This is a genomic window from Pseudomonas sp. MWU16-30317 (assembly GCF_020515695.1).
In the GTDB taxonomy this organism is placed as follows: domain Bacteria; phylum Pseudomonadota; class Gammaproteobacteria; order Pseudomonadales; family Pseudomonadaceae; genus Aquipseudomonas.
In genome coordinates this window covers 18,394-45,233 of the sequence record NZ_JAIWJA010000017.1, presented here as the reverse complement: position 1 = coordinate 45,233, position 26,840 = coordinate 18,394, and the positions used below count along the sequence as shown (strand labels likewise).

The following is a 26,840-nucleotide window of genomic DNA, read 5'->3' as shown; positions in this document are numbered from 1 at the left end:
CTGGGTCAAGTTTTTTGACGGGGACTTAGCCTCCAAAAAGCCAGCGACCACTGTCCAGAGAGTTCAGTGTAGTACGTAGTGTTTCTAGTCCAGTGGGCCGCGGCGCGCCGGGGAGGCGGTTTTTTAATATAGATTTTTCCCGTTCCAACCGATTGATTCGAGCTTCCAGTTCCTGGATTTTTTGCTGCTCGGGTGTCAGCGCTTTGCTAGTCGGTGTGACACCACCCCGTTCCTGCTGGAGTTGATTGACCCACCGGCGCAGGGCCGACTCAACCAACCCAAGCGACTGCGCTGCATCTGCGTAGCTGTAGCCCTGGTCAAGCACCAGGGTGGCAGCTTCGCGCTTGAATTCGGGGGTGAAGGTACGTCGTTGTCTGCTCATCGAACACCTCTGTGTGGCGATCATTTTCGCCTAAAAAGGTGTCCGGGGTTAGTAGACCACTACAATGCGAGAACTGGTTAACGCGAGCCTAACTTTCAGTAGGAAGGGTGAGTGCCAGCCGATCGATGAAGCTATCGAAAAGCTGCATGGCATCAACCTTGTCGGGGCACCTGAGCCACTGGATCTGAGCACCATCCATCATGGCGAAAATTTCCTGCGCTAATAGCTTCAGATCAATTTTTGAACTAATCTCGCCCGCATCAACTAAGCCTTCCAAGTAGGAAGCCATGACCCCGTGGACGCGGTAAAACCGCTGCTGGAAGCGGAGCCATGCTGGATGGTTCTGCGCCAAACTTTCGACATTCAGCATCATGAATGCTTGGCTGATCTCTACGAACTCAATGCTGTGGTAAAAAATCGTGCGCAGTCCTTGCAGGAACTCAACCATAGAACCTCGCAAATTCAGTCGTTCGAATTCAGCTGTTGCCACTGCCTCTCGTCGATCCAGGACTGCGGTGAGTAGGGCTATCTTGTTAGGAAAATAGTGGAGCAATCCCGTAGTGGTGATACCGGCAAGCCTAGCAACGTCTTTCATCGACGCACTCGTATACCCAGTTCTGGCGATGATGACGATCGCGGCGTCCAGTAGAGCTTCACGTCGCATTTCACCTTTGGGGGCCTGTCGCCTTTTGGGGACGGCAGCAATGACGGGATCGGAGTGCGGATCTGACCATTTCATTAGAGCCTACTTGTCATTAACGTGTTACGTGTGAGGAACGCTCAAAACGATTGAGCTTACACCCTCGACTTTTCCACTGCACCCTAAGCTTGAAAATTTTCGGCACAGCGGCCACACCAACCCTGTCGAGAACACGATCCGCCCCTGGGCACTGGGTCGCTCCAACTGGTTATTTGCGGGGTCTCTGCGCGGCGGAAAACGTGCTGCGGCAATCATAAGTTTGATCCATTCGGCACGCATGAACGGTCATGATCCGTATGCTTATCTCAAAGATGTGCTGACGCGGTTACCGACCCATAAGGCTAGTGAGGTCTCGAGTCTGCTGCCTCACCATTGGCGTTAACGGGCTTTTCATCCTGCGGCACTGCCTCGCTGTACGGGGTGCGGTTGTAAGATTGCGCCTTTCACCTGTATAATTCGTGGGTTATTTCTACGACATCTCGAAGGGAATTACCTTTGCCCCGTTCCAACTGGCTGCCTACCCCTCCTTAGCGCTACGCCCCCTCGCAATACTCTGACCGCCTCATAGCTGCGGTCGCGTTCAGCTGCGCCTGATTTTTGGTCGCGGCTATCCCACAACCTAAATGAAGACAGAAGCACCTGCATTGCTCAGCGTTGGCCGCTGTGCGTCATGCCGTGCCTGCTATAGGTAAACCATGCTTGAAAAAATCAAAGCTGCCTGGCTATCAAATGTCCGGGCTGACGTTCTTGCTGGACTCGTTGTTGCGCTCGCCCTCATTCCCGAGGCTATCGCCTTCTCGATTATTGCTGGAGTCGACCCCAAGGTTGGCCTTTACGCCTCATTCTGCATTTGTACCGTGATCGCATTTGTCGGTGGCCGGCCCGCAATGATCTCTGCGGCCACGGGTGCTATGGCTTTGCTGATGGTGAATCTGGTCAAGGATCATGGCCTTCAGTACCTGCTTGCTGCCTCATTGCTTTGCGGCGTACTGCAAATAGCAGCGGGATATTTAAGGCTGGGAGAGCTGATGCGGTTTGTATCGCGCTCGGTTGTAACTGGTTTCGTAAACGCTTTGGCGATCCTGATTTTCATGGCGCAGTTGCCCGAGCTGACTGGTGTTACATGGCCGGTTTACGCCATGACCGCTGGAGGCCTCGCGATTATCTATCTCTTCCCTCGACTGCCTGTCGTAGGGAAGCTGCTGCCATCGCCGCTAGTGTGCATCATTGTGCTCACCGCAAGCTCGATATACATGGGCCTGAAAATTCATACGGTGGGAGATATGGGCTCATTGCCTGACAGCTTGCCAGTTTTCATGTGGCCAAGCGTACCGCTGAATTTGGAGACCCTGCTGATTGTGCTTCCTTACTCAGCCGCGTTGGCAGTGGTAGGACTCCTAGAGTCCATGATGACCGCGACGATTGTGGATGACTTGACGGACACCAACAGTGACAAGAACCGTGAGTGCAAAGGTCAGGGAGTTGCCAATATCGCAACTAGCCTCATAGGGGGCATGGCCGGCTGCGCCATGATTGGCCAGTCGATGATCAACGTTAAGTCAGGCGGTCGCACGCGACTTTCTACCTTGTTTGCTGGAGTTTCTCTGCTGATCATGATGATCTTCCTGGGGGATTGGTTGGGCCGGATACCAATGGCCGCGCTGGTTGCAGTAATGATCATGGTGTCTATCAGTACCTTCAGCTGGGGATCGATCCGCAATCTCAAGGGATATCCGCTCTCAACCAACATCGTTATGGTTGTCACCGTTGTGGTTGTAGTTGCGACTCATAACCTGGCGTTCGGAGTGGTCGCAGGAACCCTGCTCGCCGCGATGTTTTTCGCAAACAAAATCGGCCACTACCTGGACGTGTCCTCCAAGCGTGATCCGAAAAATGCTCACCGGACATACTACGTTACGGGGCAAGTGTTCTTCGGTTCAGCAGACAGGTTCTCCAACGCCTTTGATCTCAAGGAGCGGCTCGACACCCTGACGATTGACCTGTGTGAAGCTCATTTTTGGGATATCACAGCTGTAGCCGCGTTGGATAAGGTTGTGCTCAAGCTACGCCGCGAAGGCATCCAGGTAGATGTGATCGGGATGAACCAAGCGACCTCAACGCTGTTGGATCGCTTCGGAGTACATGACAAACCCGATGGTATTGACACGCTGATAGGACATTGACGGTGATCCCCGGGGGCAATATCTACTGACTTACTTAGGTACGTACACGACCAATGGGAGGCCATTGGTCTGTGGCTAGCAGTCAATATGTGTTCACGGGACGTGAACGTTGATTCCATAGCAAGCTTGGACATACGTAGGGGGGACCGTTAGAACGGAAGAAAATCTGGATGGGGCAAAAAGTGGGGGCAACAACGGGAGAGGGGAGGAAAGCTTGGGCATAAAAAAATCCAAGAACCGCTAAGCTCTTGGATTTGTTAAGAATAAATGGTCGGGACGGAGTGATTCGAACACTCGCTGAACGAGCCCCATGAAAGACAGGACACCGTTCCCCCCTTAAGATAACGGATAGGCAAACGGGTATGTTTATGACTAACAGCAACGATAAGGGTGGCGAGCTACTCGGACAGGAACGCCGACGCCGCTGGAGCACCGACCAGAAGCTGGCCATGGTTCGCGAGAGCCTTGAACCCGGACATTGTGTGTCCGTGGTGGCCCGGCGCAACGGCATCAATGCCAATCAACTGTTCCTGTGGCGCAAGCTGTACCAAGACGGGAGCTTGTCGGCGGTCAGTGCTGGCGAGGCCGTTGTACCTGCGTCGGAACTGACCGACGCGCTCAAGCAGATCCGCGAATTACAACGGATGCTGGGCAAGAAGACGATGGAAGCCGAAGTCCTCAAAGAGGCCGTGGAGATCGCCCGGTCGCGAAAATGGATTGCGCACTCACCCTTGTTGCCGGGGGACGACCAGTGAAACTGGTCAGCGAATGTCTCGGTGTGTCGCGCTCGCAATTAACGGTTCGAATCAAGCAATCGGTATCGCCCAAAGTACGGCGACGTCGGCTCGTGAACGATACGGAGTTGGTCGCTGAGGTTAAGCGGCAAGTCAGCGAGTTGCCGAGCTATGGCTACCGTCGTGTTTGGGGGTTGCTGCGCCGCGAGCGTGAAGCCCAGTCACTGGCCCCGATCAATGTGAAGCGGGTTCACCGCGTCATGCGCGATCACAATCTGCTGCTGGAACGCCGCATCAAACAGCCAGGCGTGCAGCGCCGGCATGAAGGCAGGATTGCCGTTACGACCAGCGATACGCGCTGGTGCTCGGACGGCTTCGAGTTTCGCTGCGACGACGGTGCGAAGTTGAGCGTGACTTTTGCCCTGGACTGCTGTGACCGCGAAGCCATCAGCTGGGTCGCCAGCCCGACGGGCTACAGCGGTGACGACATCCGAGACTTGATGTTGGAAAGCGTGGAGAAGCGATTTGGCGATCAACTACCGAGCACGCCCGTCCAATGGTTGAGCGATAACGGTTCGGCCTATATCGCCGAGCAGACGCGTCTGTTTGCTCGCCAGATCGGCTTGCAGCCGGTGACCACACCGGTACGCAGCCCGCAAAGTAACGGCATGGCAGAGGGCTTCGTGAAGACGATCAAGCGTGATTACGTGGCGCACATGCCTAAACCGGATCGAGAAACCGCGCTGCGCAATCTGACGATTGCCTTCGAGCATTACAACGAGCACCATCCTCACAGCGCCTTGAAATATCGGTCGCCGAGAGAGTTTAGGCGTTTGGCAGCAGCATCAATTTAACGGGGAGTTGGTGTCTGGTTTGGTAGGGGCAAGTCCAGTCTTAACCCCGGCCTTGCTGCGCGCGACGAAACCCACATACGCTGCCGCCCTTCGACAACCCCCTCACGTGACCAGAAGAACATCCGCTCTTTGGCGCCAAAACCTTTAAATCAGGATGCCGGGGCGACTAAATATCAAGTTAACGGCGCAGCTTTGAATGCGTCGCTGTGGATCGCAGGCGCGGACGATCCACAGCTTGGCCGAAGTCGGCGGGGAATCTGGCGGAAAATGATGTTCGGCTACAACGGTTCCAGGGGGTGGTCGATAGATTAGATGCCAAAACAGTCGTCGCAGAGCCGAATTGTTCCTAGCCCGGCCGGAGGAGCAATCACAAAGACATAATCCCGGGCTGGATCATCTGCGCATATGCTGCATACATCCGAGGCTCCCACCACTGTGATTCCAGCTTCCGTCATAGCCGCCTGTCTCGGGTCCCATTCGCGCAGAGAAGCAAACCACTCAGGTGAGTACGGACGGAGCACTCTGCGAGGCACCGGTTCAAGCAGTCCTCGGCATTCCAACCATGTAGTAGCCGCATTTATGCGTCGGGCGTGAAAACTCGCTAAGAGGTGGTATAGCTCCACCTGTAAGGCAAAGTACTTGCGCGGATACACCTCGTTTAAGCTCACATAGCCCCCGTGATTGAGCACAAAACGGTTTGGGCCTGTCTTCTGGTCTTCGAGCAGATCTTCGCAGTACTTCCGCTTTCGCTCCTCCGAAACTGAATCTGATAGTAATTCTTGAATTCCACGGTGGTGGTGCTCCGGGGACGACGATGACAAGCATCATGCACCCTGTAGCGGTTACCGTCTGCTGGGGACTGAGCTTAAGGTGATATAAATCGACAACGGCGCCCTGCCATCCCTTTACCAGGAACGATCCGATGCTGCCCAAGCCTCGCAGGATCTTCAATAATCAACGCCTTGCCCGTGCACGAATATGGCGAGGCCGGATCGGCCTGTTTCTTGTCGCCGCACTCAGCATGCTATCGGGCATGACGGATGCCATCGGATTCATGGCGACGGGGGATTTTGTCTCGTTCATGAGTGGAAATACCACGCGCCTGGCAGTCGAGGTCAGTGAAGGCAATTGGCGCGCGATCCTGCACTTGGTACTGGTGGTCATCACATTCGTGATGGGTAACTCGGTTGGGGTGGTCATCAGTCGAACAACCGGCCGACGCGCCTGGCCCTTGATGCTATGTATCGCAGCCCTGCTCTGCACCGCAGCACTTTCAACACTGGCGCCGCAAGCGCTCTCGCTGTTCACCACCATTCTTGCCATGGGCGCGCTCAATGCCGCCGTAGAACAAGTCAATGGCTTGCCGATCGGTGTCACCTATGTCACGGGTGCGCTTTCCAGATTTGGCCGGGGGCTTGGCGGATGGTTGACGGGAGAACGGCCTCTAGGGTGGCGCGTACAGCTTGTGCCATGGTCGGGAATGTTGATAGGGGCGATAGTCGGTGCGACATTGCAAAACCACCTTGGTTTGCGTGCACTGTGGGTCAGCGGCGTGTTCGCGTTGGTGCTAGGCATCACTTTTACCCAAGTCCCGCGGCGCTGGCAGCTGAGTTATACCTCCCGTTAAGGGCTTGGGCTCAGGGCCACTGGCGGGGGAGCGATCCCAAGGCCGGCTCGAAAGCAGAACCACCTCGATCCAAAACCCGCCAGCTCCTCAGCGTTTAGCCAACGATTGCAGCAAAGCCTCAAGCATACGTGGCCGGTCGGTATGGGCCAGCATGATCAACACGATCTGGCGGTCATAGCCTTCACCCACCGGAGTAATGTTGAAGTCCTGGGCCAGCCGATCCAGCCCCGCCCATTGAGGGACCAGACTGGCACCCACGCCGTCTGCCACCAGCATGGCAATCGCCTCCAGGCCGTCGAGGCTGAACAGCGGCTTGAGCGCCAGACCGTTGTCGTTGAGGTAGCGTTCGGCATGCAAACCACCCCAGGACCTCGGCTCGTAGCAGATATAAGGATGGGCCTGCAACACGTTGGCAATCCCGTTGGCGGGCAACGCTTTGGACGCCAGTACCAGCTTCTCCCGGTGGAGTAGCGCCACGCGAAACATCTTCGGGGGCTCGAACGGTGGCGCGACGATGATCGCCGCATCGAGCTCGCCGTTCTGCAGGGCCGCATACAGCGAGCGTGACGTGCCGGGAAGAATCGAGGTCTGGATACCGGGGGCCTGTCGACTCAGTTCCAGCAAGGCGCTGGGCAGCAATCCTGTGAGCATGGTGGAAATGGCACCGATGCGCAGGGAACCGGTCATGCCGCTCAAATCGGCATCGCCGGCCAGCAACTGCACCTCACTGACAATATGGCGGGCGCGTGGCAGCAGCGCCACGCAGGCTTCGGTGGGTTTGGCCGAATGCCCCACGCGTGATAACAGCGCGAACCCCAGCGAGCGTTCAAGCACTTGGATGCGTTGACTGACCGCCGCGGCAGTCAGACCCTCCGCGCGCGCAGCATCGGCGATGGAGCCGCATTCGATCACGGCCAGCAGGCTTTTCAGGTATCGACTGTCCATAAGAAATTCTTTTGATTGAAACAAAAAATACAGGCTATCTCTATCGGCGTTAAAGGGACACTCTTGATTGCATCGCAACGTTGCGCCCGTGCGCGCCCCAACGGAGACCCTCGATGGCCCTCACGCTGGTCACCCATTCCAATGCCAGCCCTGCCCTGTTCGGTGCCCTGGCGGCCAGCGTCGCGCACATGGACGACGCGCTGCTGATGCACTGCGCAGTCGCGTTCAGACCCGAGCATGGGGCAGACACCGTGCAGATGGTTGCCGCCGCCGGCGCGCTGGTGCCCAGCGGCCTGCTTTGGTATGAGCGCCTCACCGCCAATAACGTGCTGCCGGTCAGCAGTGTCGACCAAATAGTCGAGATGGCAACCCAGCGTGCCGTCGTGGTGCCGTGGCATCCCGAGTACCAAAATGCAGCGTTGCGTGCCGAGTTGCTCGATAAAGCCGACCGGGCTGGGGTGGCGGTCGTCCATCTGCAGGGTCGCCGCCTGCAGGATCGCTGGGTTCTGCAGACGGCCCAACAGCAGCCCTCGCAATACGGAACCTGGACCCGCGATGCCTTCGGCCGTTGGGGCCGCTCGCAAGATGGCCTGCAGAGCCCCCTGGGCACACCCACGCTCACCGTCGTACTGATCGGCACACAATCCGATCAGACCGACATTTACCCTGCCACGCTGGCAGCGCTGGGCGACGCCGCGCAGGCCACGCAGATCGATCTGCGGGTGCGGTTCGTTGCGCCACAGCATCTGCAGCCCTCGGAGCTGGCTGAAGCGGCCGGCATCGTTCTGCCAGGTGGCTCGGACATGCGCAACGTGCCGGGGCAAATCGAAGCGGCGCGACACGGCCTGCGCACGATGACCCCGACCTTGGGGCTGTGCCTGGGCATGCAATCGATGACCACCGCATTGGCGCAGTCTTGCCCCGGGCTCGAGCAGGTCAATATGGCTGAGGCAGCGCCCGATGCGCCCAGCAAAAGCTTTACGCCAATGGCCGGCACACCGGGTTTGCCGACGCATCGGCTGGGGAGCCACACGCTGAGCTTTGCGAACAGCGCGCTTGAACGGCAGTTCGGTGAGCACCGCGAGATTCGCTGCAACCACCGGTTCATGCTTGACCCCGCCCTGATTGAACCGCTGCGAATCGTTGGCCTGGAAATCACCGCAACCGATCTCAGTGGGCACATCATCGATGCTATCGACTGGCCACAGCACCCCTTCTACAAGGGCATGCAAGGCCATCCGGAACTTGGCTCACGAAGTGACAATGCACATCCGTTGATCGAAGCGTTTCTCCTTTCGGCCTTGGCGAAGGACAGCATGAGGCGTCAGGTCGCAGGCCCCTGAAATACCCCATCGGATAAAACAGCCAGAACATGGAATGCATATTGCTGCACAACCTTGACGCCTGATTAGGCATCACCCCTCCTGCTAAAAACGCCGCAAGTCGCACCCGCTGCATCATTACAGAGCGGCATGCCCCTCAAGGGCTCACTGCAACTGCCGGATAATTTGCACTTGTTGACACAACTCGTGCAATACACCCATAGTTTTGGAGTTATTCATGATGACACCCTCACGCATCAGCCTGCGCCCCATCACCCTGATGATCGCCCTCCTCGCCGCCCCGTGGGTCAACGCCGCCAGTTCAGCTCCGGTCATGACTCCAGGTCAGCTCACTTATGGCACTGCGGCGACTTTTGCGCCATTCGAGTTCCAGGCCGACGGCAAGCTCAGCGGTTTTGACATCGATCTGATCGAGGCCCTCGGCAAGGTCATGGCACTCAAGCCGACGGCCATGAACATGGAGTTCCAGGGCCTGATCCCGGCACTGCAAGGCAAGCGCGTAGACCTCATCAACTCGGCGATGTACATGAACGAGGCGCGGGCCGCACAGGTCGACTTCGTCCCTTATTTGCGCATTGGCAATCAGGTGGTGGTCACTCAGGACAACCCCGCGAAGATTACCGGTCGCGACAATTCGCTGTGCGGCAAGACCATCGCCGTGACGCTGGGCGGTATTGAAGAAACCTACGCCCGCCAGGACGACAAGCGCTGTCGCGATGCCGGGCTGAATCCGGTCACGGTACAGACCCTGCCCACCGCCCAAGCCTCGGCGCTCAGCCTGCGCCAGGGCCGCGCCGATGCCACGTTCGATTCCACCCCCGGCGTGGTGCAGATGCTGCGAGATGTGCCTGGCGTCTACAAGACGGCTGGCCCCGAGTTCGAATCCGAGACCCGCATCGGCATGGCCGTGGCCAAGGGCAACACCAGCATGAGCGATGCGCTGCAGGTCGCGCTCAAGCAGCTGGTTGCCGACGGTACCTACAAACAGATCATCGAGAAATGGAAGTTTCCTGCAACGGTTTCACTGTTCGACTGATGCCTGACCATCGAGAGGCCACGGCGCTGCAAGGCTTCAGCGCCAGGCAACTGCAATTGAGGACCGATCATGTCGCTTGAACTGGTTTGGCAATATTTCATCTCTGCGGCGTTTTTCCACGGGGCCGTGACGACGCTGCTCATCACCCTGTACTCGCTGGTGTTCGGCGTCGCGGTCGGCGTTGTCATCGCCCTGCTGCAAGACAGCCAGACGCGCCTGGGGCGCACGCTGGCGCTGATGTATCTGTGGTTGTTTCGCGGCACGCCAGTCTTGTTCCAGATCATCTTCATCTACAACGTTTTGCCCACCTTCGGCATTCGCCTGTCGGCCATGGTCAGTGCGGTATTGGCCTTGTCGCTCAACGAAGGTGCCTACATGGCCGAAATCATTCGTTCCGGCATGCAGGCCGTGAAAAAAGGCCAGCGCACTGCCGCCCTGGCACTGGGCATGAAGCCCTTTGCGGTGTTGCGCCATGTGGTGATCCCGCAAGCCACGCGGATGATTCTGCCGCCCATCGGCAATCAGATGGTCGGCATGCTCAAGCTCAGCGCGCTGGTCTCGGTGGTGGCGGTGGAAGAGCTGATGCTGGTGGCCAACCAGACCGCGAGCGCGAACTTTCGCTATTTCGAGGCCCTTACTGCCGCAGGGATCTACTACCTGATCCTCACCACCCTGTTCATGGGCGTTCAGGCGCTGATCGAACGCAAGCTCGATCCCAAACGACGTCGCAAAGGCCCGCGCACCAGCCTCACGGAACGCATGCTCGGCACTTCACGCGGCGCCGCCGTTCGTTAGGGCCACTGCTTGCCAGGAGCAATCGCACATGCAAAAGAATTTCTCGGCCAACGCCAAACCGCTGCTGGAACTCATCGGTATCGACAAAAGCTACGGGCCATTCAAGGTACTGAAAAACTGTTCGCTGAATGTCCAGACCGGCGAGACCGTAGTGATCATCGGGCCTTCCGGATCAGGCAAATCCACGTTGCTGCGCTGCGTCAATCAGCTCGAGCCTGCCGATGGCGGCGACCTGTTTTTCGAAGGTCGGCGCATTGACTACGACAAGCGCAACGTCCATCTGCTGCGCCGGGATATCGGCATGGTGTTTCAGAACTTCGAACTGTTCTCCCATCTCTCGGTGGTGGAAAACATCATGCTCGCGCCCATCCAGGTATTGGGCATGAGCCGCGCCGACGCCCATGACATAGCGCTCGAGTTGCTCGGCAAGGTGCGCATCCCGGAAAAGGCCGACGCCTACCCGGACGAGATTTCCGGCGGTCAGCAGCAACGGGTAGCCATCGCCCGCTCGTTGGCCATGAAGCCCAAAGTCATGCTCTACGACGAACCGACTTCGGCCCTGGACCCGGAGATGATCCGCGAAGTGGTCGACGTGATGGCCGAGCTGTCGAGCGAGGGGATGACCAGCCTGGTGGTGACCCACGAGATGGGTTTCGCCCGCCGCGCCGCGGACCGCATCGTCTTCATGGAAAGCGGCGAAATCATCGAAAACGCCAGCAGCGCCGATTTTTTTGGCGGTGCGGTCAACCCCCGCACCCGACATTTTCTTGATCAGATCCTGCACTGAGATCCTTGCACATGAACCAGCAACCTGATTTTGCCCGAATGAAACGTGACCTTGCCGCACTGGTCGCGATCAACACCGAGAACCCGCCGGGCCACGAGCTTGAAGCCGCTCAGTACCTGAAAACGCTATTGGAAGCCGAGGGCTTCGATCTTTCGCTGTCGGAGTACAAACCCGGCCGCGTCAATGTCATCGCCCGCTACGCCAACGGTCCTGGGCCGACCTTCGCCTTCAACACCCATATCGACACCGTACCGGCCGGCGAAGGCTGGGCCACGGACCCGTTCGTGCTGCACGAGGCCGACGGCAAGCTGTATGGGCGCGGCAGTTGCGACGCCAAGGGCCCGATGGTGGCGATGATCGAAGCCACGCGCATGCTCATGGCCTGCCGCGACCGGTGGTCCGGCACGCTGATGGCGGTGTTCACCGCCGATGAAGAAATCGCCAGCGAGGGTGCCAAGCACTACGTGGCCAACCAGCCGCCGCACATCGATTTTGCGGTGATCGGCGAGCCGACCTCCAACACCGCCTTTACCGCGCACAAAGGCAGCCTCAGGCCCTTGGTACGAGTGCACGGCGTGACAGCGCATTCCGGTACGCCGCACCTGGGCGAAAATGCAATCTACCGGGCCGGACAGCTGCTGGGCTTGATCGAGCAGCACCATGAAACCGCGGTCAAGTGCCACTGCCACGCGCTGGTTGGCGAAGCCAGCCTCACTGTCACACGGATCAACGGCGGGCACGCTGACAACGTGCTGCCCGGCGCCTGTGATCTGCTACTGGACCGGCGCATGGTTCCCGGCGAAAACGAAGACGACGTCAAAGCCGAAATTTCACAGCTGCTGGCCTTGGCCAATGAGCAGTTCGGTGTACGGGCAGAGGTGCTCAAGTACGTGCCCACCACCGGCGGTGCCACCGAGACCGCGCTGTCCGAGGCCATCGTGCAGGCCAGCCTCGCCGCCTGCCGCGAGCACAATCACGGCAACGCCGGGCCTTTCGGATTTCAGGGCGGCTGTGACCTCGTGCATTTCCGCAGCCTGGGCACCACCGGCACCGTGATTGGCCCGGGCACGCTGGCGGTGGCGCACAAGCCCGACGAGTTCGTGCCCATCGACGAATTCATCGCTGCCAGCTTGATCTACCGTGACATCGCCCTGCAGATGCTGCGCCAGGCGCAGGCATGAGCATCAAAGCTTCGTTGCGCCGTGCGGATCTGCATTACGGCAACGGCGTGCAACTGCACACTGCGGCCTCGGGCAGTGTCGGCGCGCTTGAGGCACTGTATCTGTGCCTGGACGACGGCCAGCATCAGGCCGTCGGTGAGGTGCGGATCAACATCGGCTACCTTAATGGCTATACGCCGGATCAGGTGATCGCGCAGGCACTGCAGGCCGTATCGTCACTCGACTGGCAGCAGGACCCGCAACGATTGCTGACCGACATGCCGCACTGGGCGGCCGACATGAGCATGCCAGTGCGCACGCTGATCGACTGCGCCTTGCATGATCTGCTCGCGCGGCGTGCCGGCGTGCCTTTGGCACAATGGTTGGGAGCCCCAGACGCGGTCGTTGGTCATGCCAGCAACCAGACACTGTTCTGGTCGTCGTTCGAGGTGTTTCTCGCACAGGCGCAGGCCTACGTCGATCGAGGCTTTCGAGACCTCAAAGTGCGTATCGCCGTGACCCACTTCGACGACGACCTGCAGCGTTTGCAGGCCTTGCGCGATCGCTTCGGTGACCGCATCAAGATCGCCGTCGATGCCAATGGGCAATGGACACAGCGACAAGCACCAGCGTACCTCCAGGCTCTGGCGCAATTCGATCTGGCCTATGTCGAACAACCCATCGCAGCCGGTGACTGGAACGCCATGGAGCGGCTCGCCGCGCACAGTCCGCTGCCGCTGATGATCGACGAAGGCCTGGCAGGGCCCGCCGATCTCGATCGACTCTGCGCCTTGCGCGGCAAGCTGTGGGCGCACCTGAAACTGGTCAAGATCGGCGGCATCGCGCCCTGCCTGGCTGCTGCTCGGCGCCTGGCCGACGCGGGTGTCACCTGCATGATCGGACAGATGAACGAAGGCGCGGCCGCGACGGCCGCCGCGCTGCATGTGGCCTGCGCGAGCCATCCGCCCTTCGCGGAACTGTACGGCGCCGATGGGCTATGTGACGACCCCGCGACCCCCCTCCACTACCAGGATGGCCAAGTCTGGATGCCCATGGCACCAGGCCTGGGCATCTCCCTTGACCTCGACAAAACTCAACTGATTTGGAGTTTCTGATGAACCTGACGCCCCCTGTCAACGTCCGCCAAGGCAGCGAGTCGGCATTCGCTGCCAGTGAATATGCTGAGCGCGTGCGCCGCGCCAAAGCCAATATGGTGCAGGCCGGTATCGACGTGATGATCGTCACTGGCCCGGAGAATATCTTCTACCTGACCGGCCAGCAAACGCCCGGTTACTACACCTTTCAGGCGCTGGTGTTGCCAGTGGAGGGCGAGCCGATGTTCGTCATTCGGCAGTTGGAGTACTTCAACTTCATCGCCAACACCTTTATCAGCGATGCCTCGGTGTATCTGGACGGCGACGACCCCGTGGGCTTTCTGGTGGCGGCCATTGCCCGCAAAGGCTGGAGCGGTCGGCGCATCGCCATCGAAAAGCGCGGCTGGTTCCTGCCTGTGGCGGTCTATGAAGCGCTTCAATCGAAGCTGGGCACGCTGCATGACGCCACTGGCGTCGTGGAAAAACTGCGGGCGGTGAAATCTCCCGCCGAGGTGGAAAAGCTCGAATGTGCCGCGCGCTATGTCGATGCCGGCATGCGCGCGGGCATGGCCGCGGTGCGCGAAGGCGCCAGCGAGAACGATCTGGTGGCGGCGATGCTGCACGCCTCGATTGGCGCTGGGTCCGAATACATGGGCATGGAGCCGCTGGTGTCCAGCGGGCCGCGGACGGGGATTCCCCATGGCACCTGGCGCCGACGCACTCTGCAGGCTGGCGAGCCTGCCTTCCTGGAAATGGCCGCCAGCCACGACCGCTATCACGCTGCGCTGATGCGCTGTGCCTGGCTTGGCAAACCACCCGCCATTGCGGTGGAAATGGAAAAAGTCTGCCAGGAGGCCTTGCAAGCGGCGCTGCAGGCCTTGCGTCCAGGTGAACCGTGCGAGGCATCGCACTTCGCGTGCCAGGCGGTCATCGATCAGGCTGGCTTCACCGACGCGTTCAAGAAGCGCACGGGCTACTCGGTGGGCGTTTCATTCGCGCCTGACTGGGGCGAAGGCTCGATCCTGAGCCTGTACAGCGGGGTGAAAACCGAGCTGCAAGCGGGCATGTGCTTCCACATCCCACCGGCCTTGCGCATCTACGGTGAATTTACGGTGGGCGTCAGCGAGACAGTGCTTATCACCGAAACCGGGTACCGCGTGCTCGGTACCGTCGAGCGTCCCTTGCTGTTGGTCTGAGCCGAAAACCGCGGGTACGAGCGATCGTACCCGCGCCTCGCCTAGCGCAACTGCGCGCAGGCTGTTTCGATTCGCTGGCACGCTTCATCAAGCACGCGATCATCGACCGCATAGGCAATGCGCAGATAACCCGGCGTTCCGAACGCCGAGCCATGCACGGTACCAACCTTCGCGACATCGAGCAGATAGCTGGCAAAATCGAAATCATCGGCAATCACCCTGCCGTCCGCTGTCTGCTTGCCGACCATGCCCTGGCAATTGACGAACAGGTAAAACGCCCCTTCCGGCAGCTGGCAGCTCAGCCCGACGATGCGCTCGATACTCGCAAGCACACGATCCCGGCGGCACGCCAGCCGCTCGATCCAGTCGTCGATAAAACCGGTGCCGCCATCCAGGGCAACGATTGCTGCCGCTTGGGAAATCGAACTGGGGTTCGAGGTGCTTTGCGATTGCAGCACCTGCAGCGCGTCCACCAGCCATTTCGGCCCGCCTGCGTAACCGATCCGCCAACCGGTCATGGAGAAGGCCTTGGACAGGCCGTTGACCGTCAACGTCCGGTGCAGCAAACGCGGCTCGACCTGGGCCGGGGTGCAGAACGCCTTGCCGTAACGGGTGTGCTCGTAGATGTCGTCGGCCAGTATCAGCACCTGTTCGTGACGCAACAGCACGTCCGTCAGCGCTTTCATCTCGGTTTCGCTGTACACCGCACCGGTCGGGTTGCTGGGCGAATTAAGCAGCACCCAGCGCGTGCGTTCGGTGATCGCCGCTTCAAGCGCCTCGGGCTGGAGTTTCCAGCCGTCGCCCTCATGACACTGGACCACTCGCGTTTCGCCTTCAGCCAGCGCGACCATGTCGGGGTATGACACCCAATACGGCGCCGCGATGATGACCTCATCGCCGGGATTCACCGTCGCCATCAGCGCATTGAAGATCAATTGCTTGGCGCCGGCACCGGCGATCACCTCGCCGGCGGTGAAATTCAGGCCATTCTCGCGGCTGAACTTGTCGATGATCGCTTGCTTGAGGCGCGCGCTGCCGGGCACCGCGGTGTACTTGGTTTCACCCGCATTGATCGCCACGATACCGGCCTGGGCGATGTGCGCTGGAGTAGGGAAATCCAGCTCGCCCTCACCCAGGTTGATCACCGAATGCCCCGCGACCGTCAACGCGCGGACCTTGTCGGAGATTTCTGCGGTGGGCGATGGCCGGACACGGCGCATGCGCTGTGCCAAAAGGGCTGTGGACATGGAATTTTCTCTCGGTCAGGGCATGGAAGGGGCAGATCCGCCCGCCCGCGTCAGGCACCGTGTCGGCGCCACAACGCTGGACTGATCTGCCCGTTGGGAGTGTTCAGATGCTGCGAATCAAGCCGCCATCGACGCGTAGATGGGTCCCGGTGATATAGCCTGCGCGGGCACTGGCCAGAAAGGCCACCGCGTCGGCGAATTCGGCGGGATCGCCATAACGGCCAACCGGAATGGTCTTGCGCGAGGCTTCGGCGACCGCTTGCGCGGTGGTGCCGGTGCGCCTGGCCGCTGCTTCGTCGAGCTCGCCGACGCGATCCGTGGCAATACGCCCGGGGATAACCGAGTTGACGGTAACGCCATCTGCCGCGACCTCTCCCGCCAAGGTCTTGGCCCAGCCGATAATGGCGGCGCGCAAGGTATTGGAAATACCGAGATTGGGGATGGGTTGCACAACGCCAGAAGACACCAGATTGATCACCCTGCCCCAGCCGCGCTCGCGCATGCCTGGAAGCACCATGGCGGTGATGTCGAACAGCGCGCTGACCATGCTCTCGAAAGCGCCCTGCCACTGCGCAGGCTCGACAGCACTGACCGCACCCGGCGCAGGCCCACCGCTGTTATTGATGAGGATGTCGTAGCCGCGCCCGTCGGCCAGTTGCGCTTCGAGCGCGGCGCGGCGCTGGAGAGGATCGGCCAGATCAAGCACCAGATAATCGGCGTTTGCACCGCTTGCGGTGATCTTTACGACCGCGTCCGTGAGCGCTTCACGGTTACGGCCGCATAACGTGACTGCGGCGCCTTCGGCCGCCAGTGACTGGGCAATCGCCAGCCCCAGGCCACGACTGGAACCCAGCACCAGTGCGCGTTTACCTTGCAAACCAAAATCCATGAAGACCTCTCTCGAATGGGGCGCTCCTCGCGAAGCTAGCCGGGAATGGGCACCGTCGCGACCTTGCGCGGCGGGCGGGGTTTGGTCGCCGGTCTGCGCGCCGATTTGTTGCCCGGCTGCGCGGCATCGTCGGCGTGAGTCAAGTGTTTGCGCATCAACGCGCTGGCCTCGGCGTACTGCCCATTGGCAACGGCGTCGATGATCGCCAGATGCTCCGTGCACCAGGCACGGACCCGCCGACGGTTGGCGTAGCCGGCAAACTCCAGCAGCTTGCGCAGGCGATTCTGTTGCTGGATGGCCTGAATCACGAAGGTGTTGCCACCGAACTCGGCGAACATCTCGTGGAATTGCGCGTCGGTTTCGAATAACAGCGCGTTGCTGACGGCCGCATAATCAGCATGGCTGGCCAGATACAGATGCTGTAGCCGCGAGCGCTCGAGCGCGGCGGGATTGGGCGTGAACTGAGGTTCAAGGAAGTTGGCCGGCTCGACCATCAGGCGAAACTGGTAGCCACTGCGCAGCGCCTTGTCGTTATCCAGCGTCGGCAGGAAACTCCAGCCGTGCCCCTTGTTGCGCATCAGCAGCCCATCTTCGGCCAGCCGCGTCAACGTGGTCATCAGCGTGACCCGGTCGACGTCATAGCGCTTGGCGATTTCGGTCTGGGTCACGGAATTGGCGATCTCGCCACTCAGACGATCATTCACCAGGCGTTCATACAGTGAATCCTCCAGGCTCGACGAGACACTCAGTTCCACCCGTTGCAGGGCATCGAACGCTTTGAGCAGGAAGAAGCCCTGGTTGCGTCGGGCTTCGACGATCCCTTCCTCTACCAGCAACGTGAGGGCATTGCGGATCGGCGTGCGGGACACGCCCAGCAGATCGGCGATTGGTTGTTCACGCAGGTGGTGCCCCGGCTCGAATTTCGCCTTGCGGACGAAATCGAGAATCTGGTTAGCCAGACGTCGGCTGTTCTGACCCGGTAACGAAGCCATGGAAAGGAAACCTCGAAAATAAAGTGCGCACATCCTATCAAGGACCTACACCGCTGCCGCCTGCCTATGGGAAAAAGCGCATCCGCGACAGACGAAAAATTATTGTACATATGAATACAAATAATACAATATCGAATCACTTCGACCCACAGCCCACGGGAAAATCATGCACAACCTTCAAGAATGCCGCGAACGCCTTCACGGAATCTTCAACATCACCGTGACCCCCTTCAACGCTGCGGGAGATTTCGACTACCCGGCCATGGCCGAGAACATCGAGCGTGTCATCGCGCTGGGTTACGACGGCTTGTTGATTGGCGGGACCTACGGCGAATTCGCCGTCATGACCTGTGAAGAGCGCGCCGAGATGTTTCGCAAGGTCATGGCGATCGTTGGCGATCGGGTGCCGGTGATGCTCTGTACGGCAGGCTCGGACAGCCGCGTGGTGCGCGAACTTACCCAGCTGGCTGGCGACCTGGGTGGCCTGCCGATGGTCACGCCGCCTTTCGTTTCCGAGATCACCGACGCCCAGATCGTCAGCTTCTTCAAACAGATGGCGCCGCTGTCGAAGACCGGGATCCTGATCTACAACGCTCCCGGCATCGGTATCACCCTCTCTGTCCCCGTGATCGAGCAGTTGGCTGCCATCGATGGCGTGGTGGGTTTGAAGCAAGGTGACCTGACCCCGACCGTCATCGACCGTATTGCCAATACCCTGGGCGGCAAAGTGCGGTTGTTCTGCGCCTCGGACCTGGTCTTCAGCGGGCCGATGATGGCTGGTTTCGATGGCATCAGCTCGACCAACAGCGGCGCATTGCCCGAGCTCATTCTGGCGACATTCCGGGCGCTGCAGGCCGGCGACGCCAAGCTGGCCATTGAATTGCATCGTATTTGGTTCCCGCTGCGCGAACTGGCACGCAAGCACGGGCAACCACAAACCACCAAGGCGATCATGAACCTGCGGGGTTTCAAAGGCGGCTCGGTACGCCAACCGTTGCTTGACCTTCAAGGGCCAGCTCTGGAGGAAGTGGCTGCGGCGCTGCACTTACTCGCCAGCGACCCGCGCTCAGGCATCCTGCTGCCTGCGTAGGCCCGAACCAATGCCACGCGGCGATGCTTGATTGCGTCACCACCCCGCCCACCTGTTGAGCCACTGGATAAATGACATGAGCGTGCTCCCTACCGATTCCCTCTCGACGCCGCGGTTCTGCGGCGTACCGACGTTCATGCGGCTGCCCATGGCGACCACGCTCGACGGCCTTGATGCTGCGGTGATCGGCCTGCCTTCCGATTCCGGTGCGGCGTTCCGTACGGGCTCGCGGTTCGCACCCAATGCGGTGCGGGCAATGTCAGTAATGCTGCGCCCCATCAGCCCGTATCGCGACAACATCAATATCTTCGAGACGTTGAACATTGCCGATGCCGGAGACGCTGCCGTGGTGCCCGGCTATGAAGAAGAATGCCTGGCGCGCATCGAGCAAGCGGTGGCAGGTCTGGTCAACGCTGGCGTGGTGCCGTTCGGTATCGGCGGCGATCATTCGGTGACGCTAGGCGAATTGCGCGCCGTGGCGGCCAAGCACGGGCCGGTAGCCTTGGTGCAATTCGACTCCCACAGCGACACGTGGGACAAGTACTTCGCCGACAAACTGTACAGCGCCGGAACGCCTTTTCGCCGGGCCGTGGACGAGAACCTGGTCGACCCGGCGCACTCGATTCAAGTGGGCCTGCGCGGCTCGTTGTTTCGGACCACCGACATCACTCAGTCGATCGACCTGGGCTACGACGTGGTGACCACCGACCAGATGTTCGAAATGGGCATCGCCGCGCTTGCCGAGCGCATCAGGGAACGCACGGGAGGTCGCCCGACGTTCATCACTTTTGACATGGATTTCGTCGACCCCGCCTCGGCACCAGGCGTACAGACCCCGGAAGCAGGCGGCCCGACCACCCGTGAAACCCTGCAACTGTTGCGCGCCCTGCATGGCATCAACCTGGTGGGTTGCGATGTCACCGAGATCAGCCCGATGTACGAGGGCCCGGGGCAGATCACCTCGTTGCTGGGGGCCACCGTGCTGAGTGAGTTCATGTCATTGCTGGCGAGCGAACGTGCACGCGGCGCGACATACGCCTGATCGATTTGATGGACTGAAACTCCGGCCTGCCCGTGCCTGCTACCCGCGATCAACATCAACCCGCATAGAGAGCGTGACCATGAAAGTCAGAAATATCGTGCAGATCTTGGCGGCAATGTCGGTGCTGACGTTCGGCACTTGGGCAAGTGCCGATGAACCGCTGGAGCTGATACACCCAGGCAAGCTGCTGGTCGCTACCGAAGGCACGTTTGCGCCGTTCAGCATGCGCAGTGCCAACGGTCAGCTCGATGGCCTCGAGATCCGGGTCATGAAGGAAGTCGCCCGCCGCTTGAACCTCGAATACACCCCGGTGCTGATCAAATGGGATGCACTGCTGGTGGGCCTGGCGGCCAATCAGTACGACGTGATCAGCGCGGCGATGGACATAACGCCGGCCCGGCAGCAGCAAATCCTGTTCTCCGACGGCTGGCTGGAATCGGGTGGACGCGTCGTCACGCCGGTGAACTCGCCGATCAAGTCAGCGGCCGACCTGAAGGGTAAAAATGTCGGAGTCCAGGTGTCCACCACCTTCAGCGCCATCGCCGAAGAAAAAGGCGCCGTGCTGAAAAACTACAAGGCTGAGTCCGACGCGATCCAGGACCTCGTCAACCACAATACCGATGCGGTCATCACCGACTCCATCAGCGCCGCGTACCTGATGAAAACCGTGCACCTGCCTATCGTCATGACCGACGATTACGTCAGTCATATCCAGAAGGGTTTCGCCTTCAAGCTCGGCAAGGACAACCTGGTCAAAGCGGTCAACAAGGCCCTGGCCGACATGAATGCCGATGGCACCTACGACAAGCTGACGCTAGACCTGGTCGGCTACAACCCGGCACCGAAAGAGCCCATCCGTTCGATCTTCAAATAAACCATTGTCGCCGTGGGGTACGGGTCCCTCGGGCAACCGGGCATCAACGCCGACGTCCATAGCGCAGCGACAGCTCGTCCAGATAAGCGCCGAGCAGTGCTTGTCGCTCACACCACAGGTCTTCGGCGTCTTCGACCGACACTTCGCTGAAGCTGAGCCAATCCCCGGGCTTGAATTGCCCCAACCGCGCGAGGTCCGCACGAATCACCGTGGCGATTTTAGGATAGCCACCGGTGGTTTGTCGGTCATGCATGGCGATGATCGGGTGGCCACTGCCGGGGATCTGGACGCTGCCGGTACTGATGGCATCCGAGACGATATTGAACCCCTTGAGGTGAGTGATCCCTGGCCCGGTCAGGCGGTAGCCCATGCGATCGCTCTGGCCCGAGACCTGAAAGGATTCGCTGAGGAAGCGGCTGATTTGCTCGGGGCTGAAATATGCCTGCTGCGGCCCCAATACCACGCGCAGCGGCAGGCGTTCGCGTTGCGGCCACAGGCGCTGCCCAGGTGCACGGGCGGCCACTGGCAGATATTGCGAGGGCGCAGCCAACGGCAGGTCGTCACCTTTGACCAGCGCACGACCGGCAAAACCACCCAGCGCACCGCGCAACAAAGTCGAGACGCTGCCCAGTACCGGCTCGGCGGCAAACCCGCCGGCAACCGCCAGATACCCTCGCGCGCCGCTGAGCGCGCGGCCTACCTTGAGCACTGCGTGGGACTGCAGCACGTGGCACTGATAGGAGGCGACGGGCTGATCATCGATGAATACCTGCATGTCCCCCGTGACCGCGATGACACACCCCCCCTGTCCGACCTGAAATTGCCCGCCCAGCAACGTGAACTCCAGCGCCCCGGTGCCCGACTGGTTGCCGACCAGGGCATTGGCAATGGCAAAGCTCAATTCATCCAGCGCACCTGAAGGTGGTACTCCGCGGTCCTCATAACCGCTGCGGCCATGATCCTGCAAGGTCGTCAGCAGCCCAGGGTTCAATACGTGCAGCGTGCTCATGTGCGCCACGTCCAGTGCGGGAGGTAATCAGGTTGAGCGCAGAGATCGTCGAACTCATCCACGCCGATGGCGAAAAACCGAATCTCATCGCCCGCGCCGAACAGAAAAGGCTGCTCGCGCGATGGCTCGAAACTGCGCGCCGGCGTTCGCCCGATCAGATGCCAGCCGCTGGGGGCTTCGACTGAGGCGACAGCCGTTTGCATGCCGCCGATGCTGACCGAGCCTGCCGGGACGTTAAGTCGTGCAGATTCGCGGCGCGAGGTGTGCAGGCGCTCGTCGAGCCCACCCAGATAAGCGAAGCCTGGCATGAAGCCGATCATGTAGACGCGATACGTCACCGCGCTGTGCAGGCGTATGAGGTCTTGAGGATCGAGGTGGTGCAGGTCGCATAGCCAGTGCAGATCAATACCGTGGTCGCCCCCGTAAGCCACCGGAACCTGCCAACTGCGCACCGGATCGGCGCCGACGTCGGGCTCGGCCAACAGCTCCTCGATGCGCCCACGCAGCCGTGCCTGGCGAATCCGCCTGCAGTCATACGCCACGGTCAGCGCCCGGTAGGTGGGAATCAAGCCCGTGACCCCGTCTATACAGGCTGCGGCAACATGCTTTGCCAATGCCGTGACGCGCTGGTTGACCACTGCATCGATCACTTCACCGAAGTCGATGTACAGCGCATGATCAGCGATGGGTGCAATGCGCACAGACGATTCCGGCTCTTCGGTGTTCACTGCGAGGCTCCCCGTGATACGTTGGAATGCTTTTGGAATACCAGAAGTATTCTGTCAATATGACATGACTAAAGCCAGCGCGAATGCTGGATTTTTCAGCCACTGGGCCCGGCATATCCAGCGGGTTCGACTTGACCACGATGACGCTGATCGTCCCACAGGTGAACGCATGCTGATCGACTTGAACTGCGACATGGGTGAAGGCTTTGGCGCTTGGAAAATGGGCGACGACAGCGCAATGCTCGACCTCGTCAGCTCCGCCAACATCGCGTGCGGCTTCCACGCAGGTGATCCGGACATCATGTTCGACACCGCTGCCATGGCCCGTCACAAGGGAGTGGCGGTGGGTGCCCATCCCAGCTTTTTCGATCTGCACGGCTTCGGTCGTCGGCAGATACGCGGTGACAGCCCGGCACAGATCGAACGCCAGATCATCTACCAGATCGGCGCGTTCAAAGCGCTCGCGGCCGCTGCGGGACTGCCCTTGCAACACGTCAAGGCCCACGGTGCGCTGGGCAACATGGCCAATGAAGACCCTGAGCTGGCGCTGGCCGTGGCGCGGGCCATCAAGGCGGTGGACCCAGCGTTGATCTTCGTGGTGATGCCCGGCCTTGAAACCGAGCGTGCGGGCGAGCAGCTGGGCCTGCGCATGGCGCGGGAAATCTACGCGGACCGCGCTTACGCCGCCAATGGCAATCTGGTGTCGCGCAACGCGCCGGGGGCGGTGATCCACGACAGCGAAATAGCCGCCGCCCGCGTGCTGCGCATGATTGAAGAGCAATCTATCACCACCGTTGACGGCACGCGGATGCCGGTACGCATCGACACCGTCTGCGTGCATGGCGACACCCCCGGTGCGACCCGCATGGCGCAGCATTTACGCTCCCTGCTGGAAGCGGCCGGCGTGAGAATCGCACCCATGGCCACGGTGATTGGCCAATGACCCGGCGCCGCGTACCACGCTAGGCCAGACGATCCTGCGGCTCCCCGCCGGCCAATACATGCAACACGCCTCGGGTCACTGCGCTGGCCATGCGGATCAGTGATTGCTCGGTGGAAGCGCCGGTATGGGGGGTCAGCAGAACATTGGGCAGGTGCAACAGCGGATAGTCGGCCGCCATGCTGTCGAAGGCATAGACATCCAGCCCTGCGCCGGCGATGACGCCCGACTGCAACGCCTCGATCAAGGCAGCCTCATCGATCAGCGGCGCACGGCCGGTGTTGATCAACAACGCGGTCGGCTTCATTTCCCGCAACTGCTGGGCGCCGATAAGGTGGTTGGTTTGCGGCACGCTGGGCACGTGCAGTGAAACGATATCGCTGCTGTTGAGCAGCCCCTTCAGGCTCTCGACCCGCCCCATGCCCAAAGCCGCCAATTGTTCGCACGTGGCGCTGCGCGCCAACACCTGAACCTGCATACCCAACGCCAGCGCCAGCGACCCGGTTGCCCTGCCGATTGCGCCAAAACCGACCAGCCCCAGTGTCTGCCCGTGCAACTCGCGCAACTGCGCCCGGAACCTGAATGCCATGTCCCCGGCCCGCGCGGCCTGATCGCTTTGCAGCAACTGTTTGCTCAGCGCAAGCATCAGGGTCAGCGCGTGTTCGGCTACAGAGCGGGCGTTGCGTCCGGGAGTGTTGAACACCGCAATGTTGAAGTCCCGTGCGGCCGTCAGGTCGATATTGTCGAATCCTGAGCCGTGCACTCCGATGACGCGCAGATGCTTGAAGCGCGCCATCTCCGGGCGGCCGAACCGATCGCTGCGAAAAATGCCCGCCACGACCTGCTCTGGATCGGCGTGTGCGCAGGCCTGCTCACCGATCAAGGGCTCCAGGCCCGCAGTACGCAATATCTCGATACCACTGGGGTGAATAGGTTGCGGCATCAGACACTGCTTCATGGCGCCCTCACAGGATGTGGCTGGGAATAGCGCGGTGGCATTTACCTTGCATTCCACGGGTATACCGAGAATCTACCAGAACTGAACGCCTTCTGCGATTCGTTCCCGCCAGAGAGGACGCCATGCCCCGCTTAACGCCCGACGATGATTCACAGCAGATCCTCAAGGCGACACGAGGGACCGCCATCGAGCTGTACAAGGGAGAGGCCATCCGGATCACCAACCTGCATGGCAGTCAGGTGGTCGACACCTGGGCCGTCAACCTTCTGGACTCTAGCGAGTGCGGTGCCTTGGAACATACCCGCTCGATCAACAGCAATATATTCTTTGAAACAGACATGACACTGGTCAGCAACCTGCGCCGGCCCATGCTCACGCTGATCGAAGACACTTCGCCCGGTCGCCATGACACCCTGCTGTGCCCGTGCAATAGCGCTATTTACCAAGAGTTGGGCTGCACCGACTATCACCGTAGCTGCACCGACAACTTTCACGAGGCACTCGCCGAGCGGGGAGTCGCCTGCAGTTACACGCCCGCGTCGCTGAACCTGTTCATGAACATTCCAGTGGCCGATGACGGCAGCGTGCAGCGCGTGCCGCCACGTTCAAAGCCCGGCGACAGCGTCACCCTGCTCGCTGAAATGGACGTGCTGGTGGTGCTCTCGGCCTGCCCGCAGGACATCACGCCGATCAACGGCGCCGAACGTCAGCCCAGCGACATCGCCTGGGTCATCCAACCTCTTCGCGCTCAGGAATGACCCCATGAACCAAGCCGTCAAACCGATGCTGCGCATCAAGGAACTGAGCAAAAGCTACGGCGATCTGCATGTGCTAAAGAACGTCGCTTTGGATGTCTACCCGGGTGAAGTGGTTTCGATCATCGGCGCCAGCGGGTCCGGTAAAAGCACCTTTCTACGCTGCCTGAACGTCATGGAAATGCCCCAGGAAGGGTTCATGGAGTTTGAGGATTTCTCGTTCGATTTTCGCGACGGGGCCCGAGCCCAGCCAACCCCCGATCAATTACGCGCCTTGCGTGCCCAGATAGGCATGGTCTTCCAGAGCTACAACCTGTGGCCGCACAAGACCGTGCTGCAAAACGTCATCGAAGCGCCGATGCGCGTGCTGAAAATCCCCAGAGCGCAGGCCATCGAGGAAGGCGAAGCGCTGCTGACCAAAGTTGGGCTGTTCGACAAGTGCCACCAATATCCCGGCAAGTTGTCCGGTGGCCAGCAGCAGCGCGTCGCGATTGCCCGTGCGCTGGCGATGAAGCCCAAGGTGATGTTGTTCGACGAAGCCACCTCGGCGCTCGACCCTGAACTGGTCGGCGAAGTGCTGGCGTTGATTGCCGCTCTGGCTGCCGAAGGCATGAACATGCTGCTGGTAACCCACGAAATTGCCTTCGCCCGCGATGTCGCCAGCCGCGTGCTGTATTTCGATCAAGGCTGCATCGCCGAGGACGGCCCCCCTGAAGAAGTGCTGCGCAACCCGAAGAACGAGCGCCTGCGCCAGTTTCTCAAGCGCATCCTGCGTGAAGACATCACTCCGTCAGCCCTGGAGCAACCGCGATGAATCAGTTGTACAGCGACATTGTTCTTTACGGCGCCGGCTTCATGGAAGCCGCCTGGCTGGTCCTGCTGATTACCTTGGCGACCATCGTCCTGAGCTGGGTGTTCGGCTTGCTGGCGGTGCTGGGCAAACGTTCCAAATTCGGCGGGCTGCGGGCAATCGCCAGCTTCTATGTGTGGTTCATCCGCGGCACGCCGGCATTGATTCAGGTGTTCATCATCTACTTCGGGCTGCCGCAACTGGGGCTCAACCCTTCACCGTTCATGGCTGGCGTGATCGCGCTGGGCCTGAATAGCGGTGCCTACGTGGCAGAAATCATTCGCTCTGGATTGCTGGCGATTCCCCAGGGCCAATTCGAGTCGTCGCAAGCGCTGGGCATGAGTCATCCGGAAACCATGGTGCGCATCGTCCTGCCTCAGGTGTTCCGGATCATCCTGCCGCCGCTGACCAACGAGGCCATTTCCGCGCTGAAGAATACGTCGCTACTGTCCACCATCACCGTGGTCGACCTGACGATGTATGCACAGACCATTATTTCCACGACCTTCCGCCCGTTCCAGTTTTTCATTGCCACGGCGCTGATCTACCTGGTCCTGACCACGCTGCTGACGCAGATGGCGTCCTGGATGGAGCGCCGTCAGACGCGTTTGAGCTAAGCGCGTTGAGTGG

25 protein-coding genes and 3 pseudogenes are annotated in these 26,840 nt (G+C 60.3%); 18 read left to right on the top strand and 10 right to left on the bottom strand.

Going from position 1 to position 26,840, the window contains the following annotated elements:
* Nucleotides 1-121 precede the first annotated feature (121 nt).
* Both LIX93_RS28955 and LIX93_RS28950 read right to left on the bottom strand, forming a co-directional pair.
* Nucleotides 122-382: pseudogene (locus tag LIX93_RS28955) on the bottom strand (transposase); the annotation flags it as partial.
* An 88-nt stretch (nucleotides 383-470) separates the two neighbouring features.
* The gene (locus LIX93_RS28950) at nucleotides 471-1,121 is read right to left on the bottom strand and encodes a TetR/AcrR family transcriptional regulator (protein ID WP_226507453.1); all 651 of its coding nucleotides are present in this window, start codon (nucleotides 1,119-1,121) and stop codon (nucleotides 471-473) included.
* A gap of 124 nt (nucleotides 1,122-1,245) precedes the next feature.
* Here LIX93_RS28950 and LIX93_RS28945 point away from each other — a divergent pair.
* From LIX93_RS28945 to LIX93_RS28935, 3 genes and pseudogenes are all read left to right on the top strand, one after another.
* Nucleotides 1,246-1,464: pseudogene (locus LIX93_RS28945) on the top strand (transposase domain-containing protein); the annotation flags it as partial.
* A gap of 313 nt (nucleotides 1,465-1,777) precedes the next feature.
* Nucleotides 1,778-3,265, top strand: a complete 1,488-nt coding sequence (locus LIX93_RS28940; RefSeq protein WP_226507452.1) for a SulP family inorganic anion transporter — start codon at nucleotides 1,778-1,780, stop codon at nucleotides 3,263-3,265.
* Between the two features lie 368 nt (nucleotides 3,266-3,633).
* Nucleotides 3,634-4,853, top strand: a protein-coding gene (locus tag LIX93_RS28935) for an IS3 family transposase (RefSeq protein ID WP_226507451.1) whose coding sequence is annotated in 2 segments (ribosomal slippage) — nucleotides 3,634-3,979 and nucleotides 3,979-4,853 — 1,221 coding nt in all. Because the reading frame shifts where the segments join, the coding sequence is not laid out codon by codon here.
* 39 nt (nucleotides 4,854-4,892) lie between these two features.
* Here LIX93_RS28935 and LIX93_RS28930 read toward each other — a convergent pair.
* Nucleotides 4,893-4,999 (bottom strand): annotated as a pseudogene (locus tag LIX93_RS28930) (VOC family protein); the annotation flags it as partial.
* A gap of 776 nt (nucleotides 5,000-5,775) precedes the next feature.
* On the opposite strand from LIX93_RS28930, the gene LIX93_RS28925 reads away from it, so the two are divergent.
* Complete coding sequence (locus tag LIX93_RS28925) at nucleotides 5,776-6,480, top strand: YoaK family protein (RefSeq protein WP_226507450.1); 705 nt, start codon at nucleotides 5,776-5,778, stop codon at nucleotides 6,478-6,480.
* Nucleotides 6,481-6,567: 87 nt separating this feature from the next.
* On the opposite strand, the gene LIX93_RS28920 is transcribed toward LIX93_RS28925, so the two are convergent.
* Entirely contained in the window at nucleotides 6,568-7,425 is an 858-nt protein-coding gene (locus tag LIX93_RS28920; RefSeq protein ID WP_226507449.1) for a LysR family transcriptional regulator, read from the bottom strand.
* Nucleotides 7,426-7,538: 113 nt separating this feature from the next.
* Here LIX93_RS28920 and LIX93_RS28915 point away from each other — a divergent pair, with 113 nt between their 5' ends.
* The 7 genes from LIX93_RS28915 (at nucleotide 7,539) to LIX93_RS28885 (ending at nucleotide 14,836) form a co-directional block, all read left to right on the top strand.
* Nucleotides 7,539-8,768, top strand: a complete 1,230-nt coding sequence (locus LIX93_RS28915) for a gamma-glutamyl-gamma-aminobutyrate hydrolase family protein (protein WP_226507448.1) — start codon at nucleotides 7,539-7,541, stop codon at nucleotides 8,766-8,768.
* Between the two features lie 217 nt (nucleotides 8,769-8,985).
* The gene (locus LIX93_RS28910; protein ID WP_226507447.1) at nucleotides 8,986-9,804 is read left to right on the top strand and encodes an ABC transporter substrate-binding protein; all 819 of its coding nucleotides are present in this window, start codon (nucleotides 8,986-8,988) and stop codon (nucleotides 9,802-9,804) included.
* A gap of 69 nt (nucleotides 9,805-9,873) precedes the next feature.
* Nucleotides 9,874-10,599, top strand: coding sequence for an amino acid ABC transporter permease (locus LIX93_RS28905; protein ID WP_226507446.1), 726 nt, complete (start codon nucleotides 9,874-9,876; stop codon nucleotides 10,597-10,599).
* Between the two features lie 28 nt (nucleotides 10,600-10,627).
* A complete protein-coding gene (locus LIX93_RS28900; RefSeq protein ID WP_226507445.1) occupies nucleotides 10,628-11,386 on the top strand; it encodes an amino acid ABC transporter ATP-binding protein in 759 nt (252 codons plus the stop codon).
* A 38-nt stretch (nucleotides 11,387-11,424) separates the two neighbouring features.
* Nucleotides 11,425-12,567, top strand: coding sequence for a M20 family metallopeptidase (locus LIX93_RS28895; protein ID WP_226507444.1), 1,143 nt, complete (start codon nucleotides 11,425-11,427; stop codon nucleotides 12,565-12,567).
* On the top strand, nucleotides 12,564-13,661 hold the full coding sequence (locus LIX93_RS28890; RefSeq protein WP_226507443.1) for a mandelate racemase/muconate lactonizing enzyme family protein: 1,098 nt from the start codon (nucleotides 12,564-12,566) through the stop codon (nucleotides 13,659-13,661). Before LIX93_RS28895 ends, LIX93_RS28890 begins: the two co-directional genes overlap by 4 nt.
* The gene (locus LIX93_RS28885; protein WP_226507442.1) at nucleotides 13,661-14,836 is read left to right on the top strand and encodes a Xaa-Pro peptidase family protein; all 1,176 of its coding nucleotides are present in this window, start codon (nucleotides 13,661-13,663) and stop codon (nucleotides 14,834-14,836) included. The genes LIX93_RS28890 and LIX93_RS28885 overlap by 1 nt, the downstream gene beginning before the upstream one ends.
* A 41-nt stretch (nucleotides 14,837-14,877) precedes the next feature.
* Here the strand turns inward: LIX93_RS28885 and LIX93_RS28880 are convergent, their stop codons facing one another.
* The 3 genes from LIX93_RS28880 to LIX93_RS28870 form a co-directional block, all read right to left on the bottom strand.
* A complete protein-coding gene (locus LIX93_RS28880) occupies nucleotides 14,878-16,083 on the bottom strand; it encodes a pyridoxal phosphate-dependent aminotransferase (protein WP_226507441.1) in 1,206 nt (401 codons plus the stop codon).
* Between the two features lie 103 nt (nucleotides 16,084-16,186).
* Nucleotides 16,187-16,972, bottom strand: a complete 786-nt coding sequence (locus LIX93_RS28875) for an SDR family oxidoreductase (protein WP_226507440.1) — start codon at nucleotides 16,970-16,972, stop codon at nucleotides 16,187-16,189.
* 35 nt (nucleotides 16,973-17,007) lie between these two features.
* A complete protein-coding gene (locus LIX93_RS28870; protein WP_226507439.1) occupies nucleotides 17,008-17,964 on the bottom strand; it encodes a GntR family transcriptional regulator in 957 nt (318 codons plus the stop codon).
* A 166-nt stretch (nucleotides 17,965-18,130) separates the two neighbouring features.
* On the opposite strand from LIX93_RS28870, the gene LIX93_RS28865 reads away from it, so the two are divergent.
* From LIX93_RS28865 to LIX93_RS28855, 3 genes are all read left to right on the top strand, one after another.
* Nucleotides 18,131-19,054 carry a dihydrodipicolinate synthase family protein gene (locus LIX93_RS28865; protein WP_226507438.1) on the top strand — a complete coding sequence of 308 codons (924 nt, stop codon included), beginning with the start codon at nucleotides 18,131-18,133 and terminating at the stop codon, nucleotides 19,052-19,054.
* 76 nt (nucleotides 19,055-19,130) lie between these two features.
* The gene (gene speB / locus LIX93_RS28860) at nucleotides 19,131-20,096 is read left to right on the top strand and encodes an agmatinase (RefSeq protein ID WP_226507437.1); all 966 of its coding nucleotides are present in this window, start codon (nucleotides 19,131-19,133) and stop codon (nucleotides 20,094-20,096) included.
* 79 nt (nucleotides 20,097-20,175) lie between these two features.
* Nucleotides 20,176-20,970: a transporter substrate-binding domain-containing protein gene (locus LIX93_RS28855; RefSeq protein ID WP_226507436.1), complete on the top strand. Its 795-nt coding sequence runs from the start codon at nucleotides 20,176-20,178 to the stop codon at nucleotides 20,968-20,970.
* 43 nt (nucleotides 20,971-21,013) lie between these two features.
* Here the strand turns inward: LIX93_RS28855 and LIX93_RS28850 are convergent, their stop codons facing one another.
* Both LIX93_RS28850 and pxpB read right to left on the bottom strand, forming a co-directional pair.
* Nucleotides 21,014-21,979, bottom strand: a complete 966-nt coding sequence (locus tag LIX93_RS28850) for a biotin-dependent carboxyltransferase family protein (protein ID WP_226507435.1) — start codon at nucleotides 21,977-21,979, stop codon at nucleotides 21,014-21,016.
* A complete protein-coding gene (gene pxpB, locus LIX93_RS28845; protein ID WP_226507434.1) occupies nucleotides 21,976-22,707 on the bottom strand; it encodes a 5-oxoprolinase subunit PxpB in 732 nt (243 codons plus the stop codon). Before pxpB ends, LIX93_RS28850 begins: the two co-directional genes overlap by 4 nt.
* 169 nt (nucleotides 22,708-22,876) lie before the next feature.
* Here pxpB and LIX93_RS28840 point away from each other — a divergent pair, with 169 nt between their 5' ends.
* Nucleotides 22,877-23,650, top strand: a complete 774-nt coding sequence (locus LIX93_RS28840; protein ID WP_226507433.1) for a 5-oxoprolinase subunit PxpA — start codon at nucleotides 22,877-22,879, stop codon at nucleotides 23,648-23,650.
* Between the two features lie 19 nt (nucleotides 23,651-23,669).
* Here the strand turns inward: LIX93_RS28840 and LIX93_RS28835 are convergent, their stop codons facing one another.
* Complete coding sequence (locus LIX93_RS28835) at nucleotides 23,670-24,590, bottom strand: NAD(P)-dependent oxidoreductase (protein WP_226507432.1); 921 nt, start codon at nucleotides 24,588-24,590, stop codon at nucleotides 23,670-23,672.
* Between the two features lie 137 nt (nucleotides 24,591-24,727).
* On the opposite strand from LIX93_RS28835, the gene LIX93_RS28830 reads away from it, so the two are divergent.
* From LIX93_RS28830 to LIX93_RS28820, 3 genes are read left to right on the top strand one after another with little or no spacing between them, the layout of a single operon-like run.
* Nucleotides 24,728-25,363 carry an urea carboxylase-associated family protein gene (locus LIX93_RS28830; RefSeq protein WP_226507431.1) on the top strand — a complete coding sequence of 212 codons (636 nt, stop codon included), beginning with the start codon at nucleotides 24,728-24,730 and terminating at the stop codon, nucleotides 25,361-25,363.
* A gap of 4 nt (nucleotides 25,364-25,367) precedes the next feature.
* A complete protein-coding gene (locus LIX93_RS28825; protein ID WP_275948765.1) occupies nucleotides 25,368-26,174 on the top strand; it encodes an amino acid ABC transporter ATP-binding protein in 807 nt (268 codons plus the stop codon).
* Nucleotides 26,171-26,827 (top strand): amino acid ABC transporter permease, encoded by a 657-nt coding sequence (locus tag LIX93_RS28820; RefSeq protein WP_226507430.1) that lies wholly within the window; start codon nucleotides 26,171-26,173, stop codon nucleotides 26,825-26,827. Before LIX93_RS28825 ends, LIX93_RS28820 begins: the two co-directional genes overlap by 4 nt.
* Nucleotides 26,828-26,840: the final 13 nt, after the last annotated feature.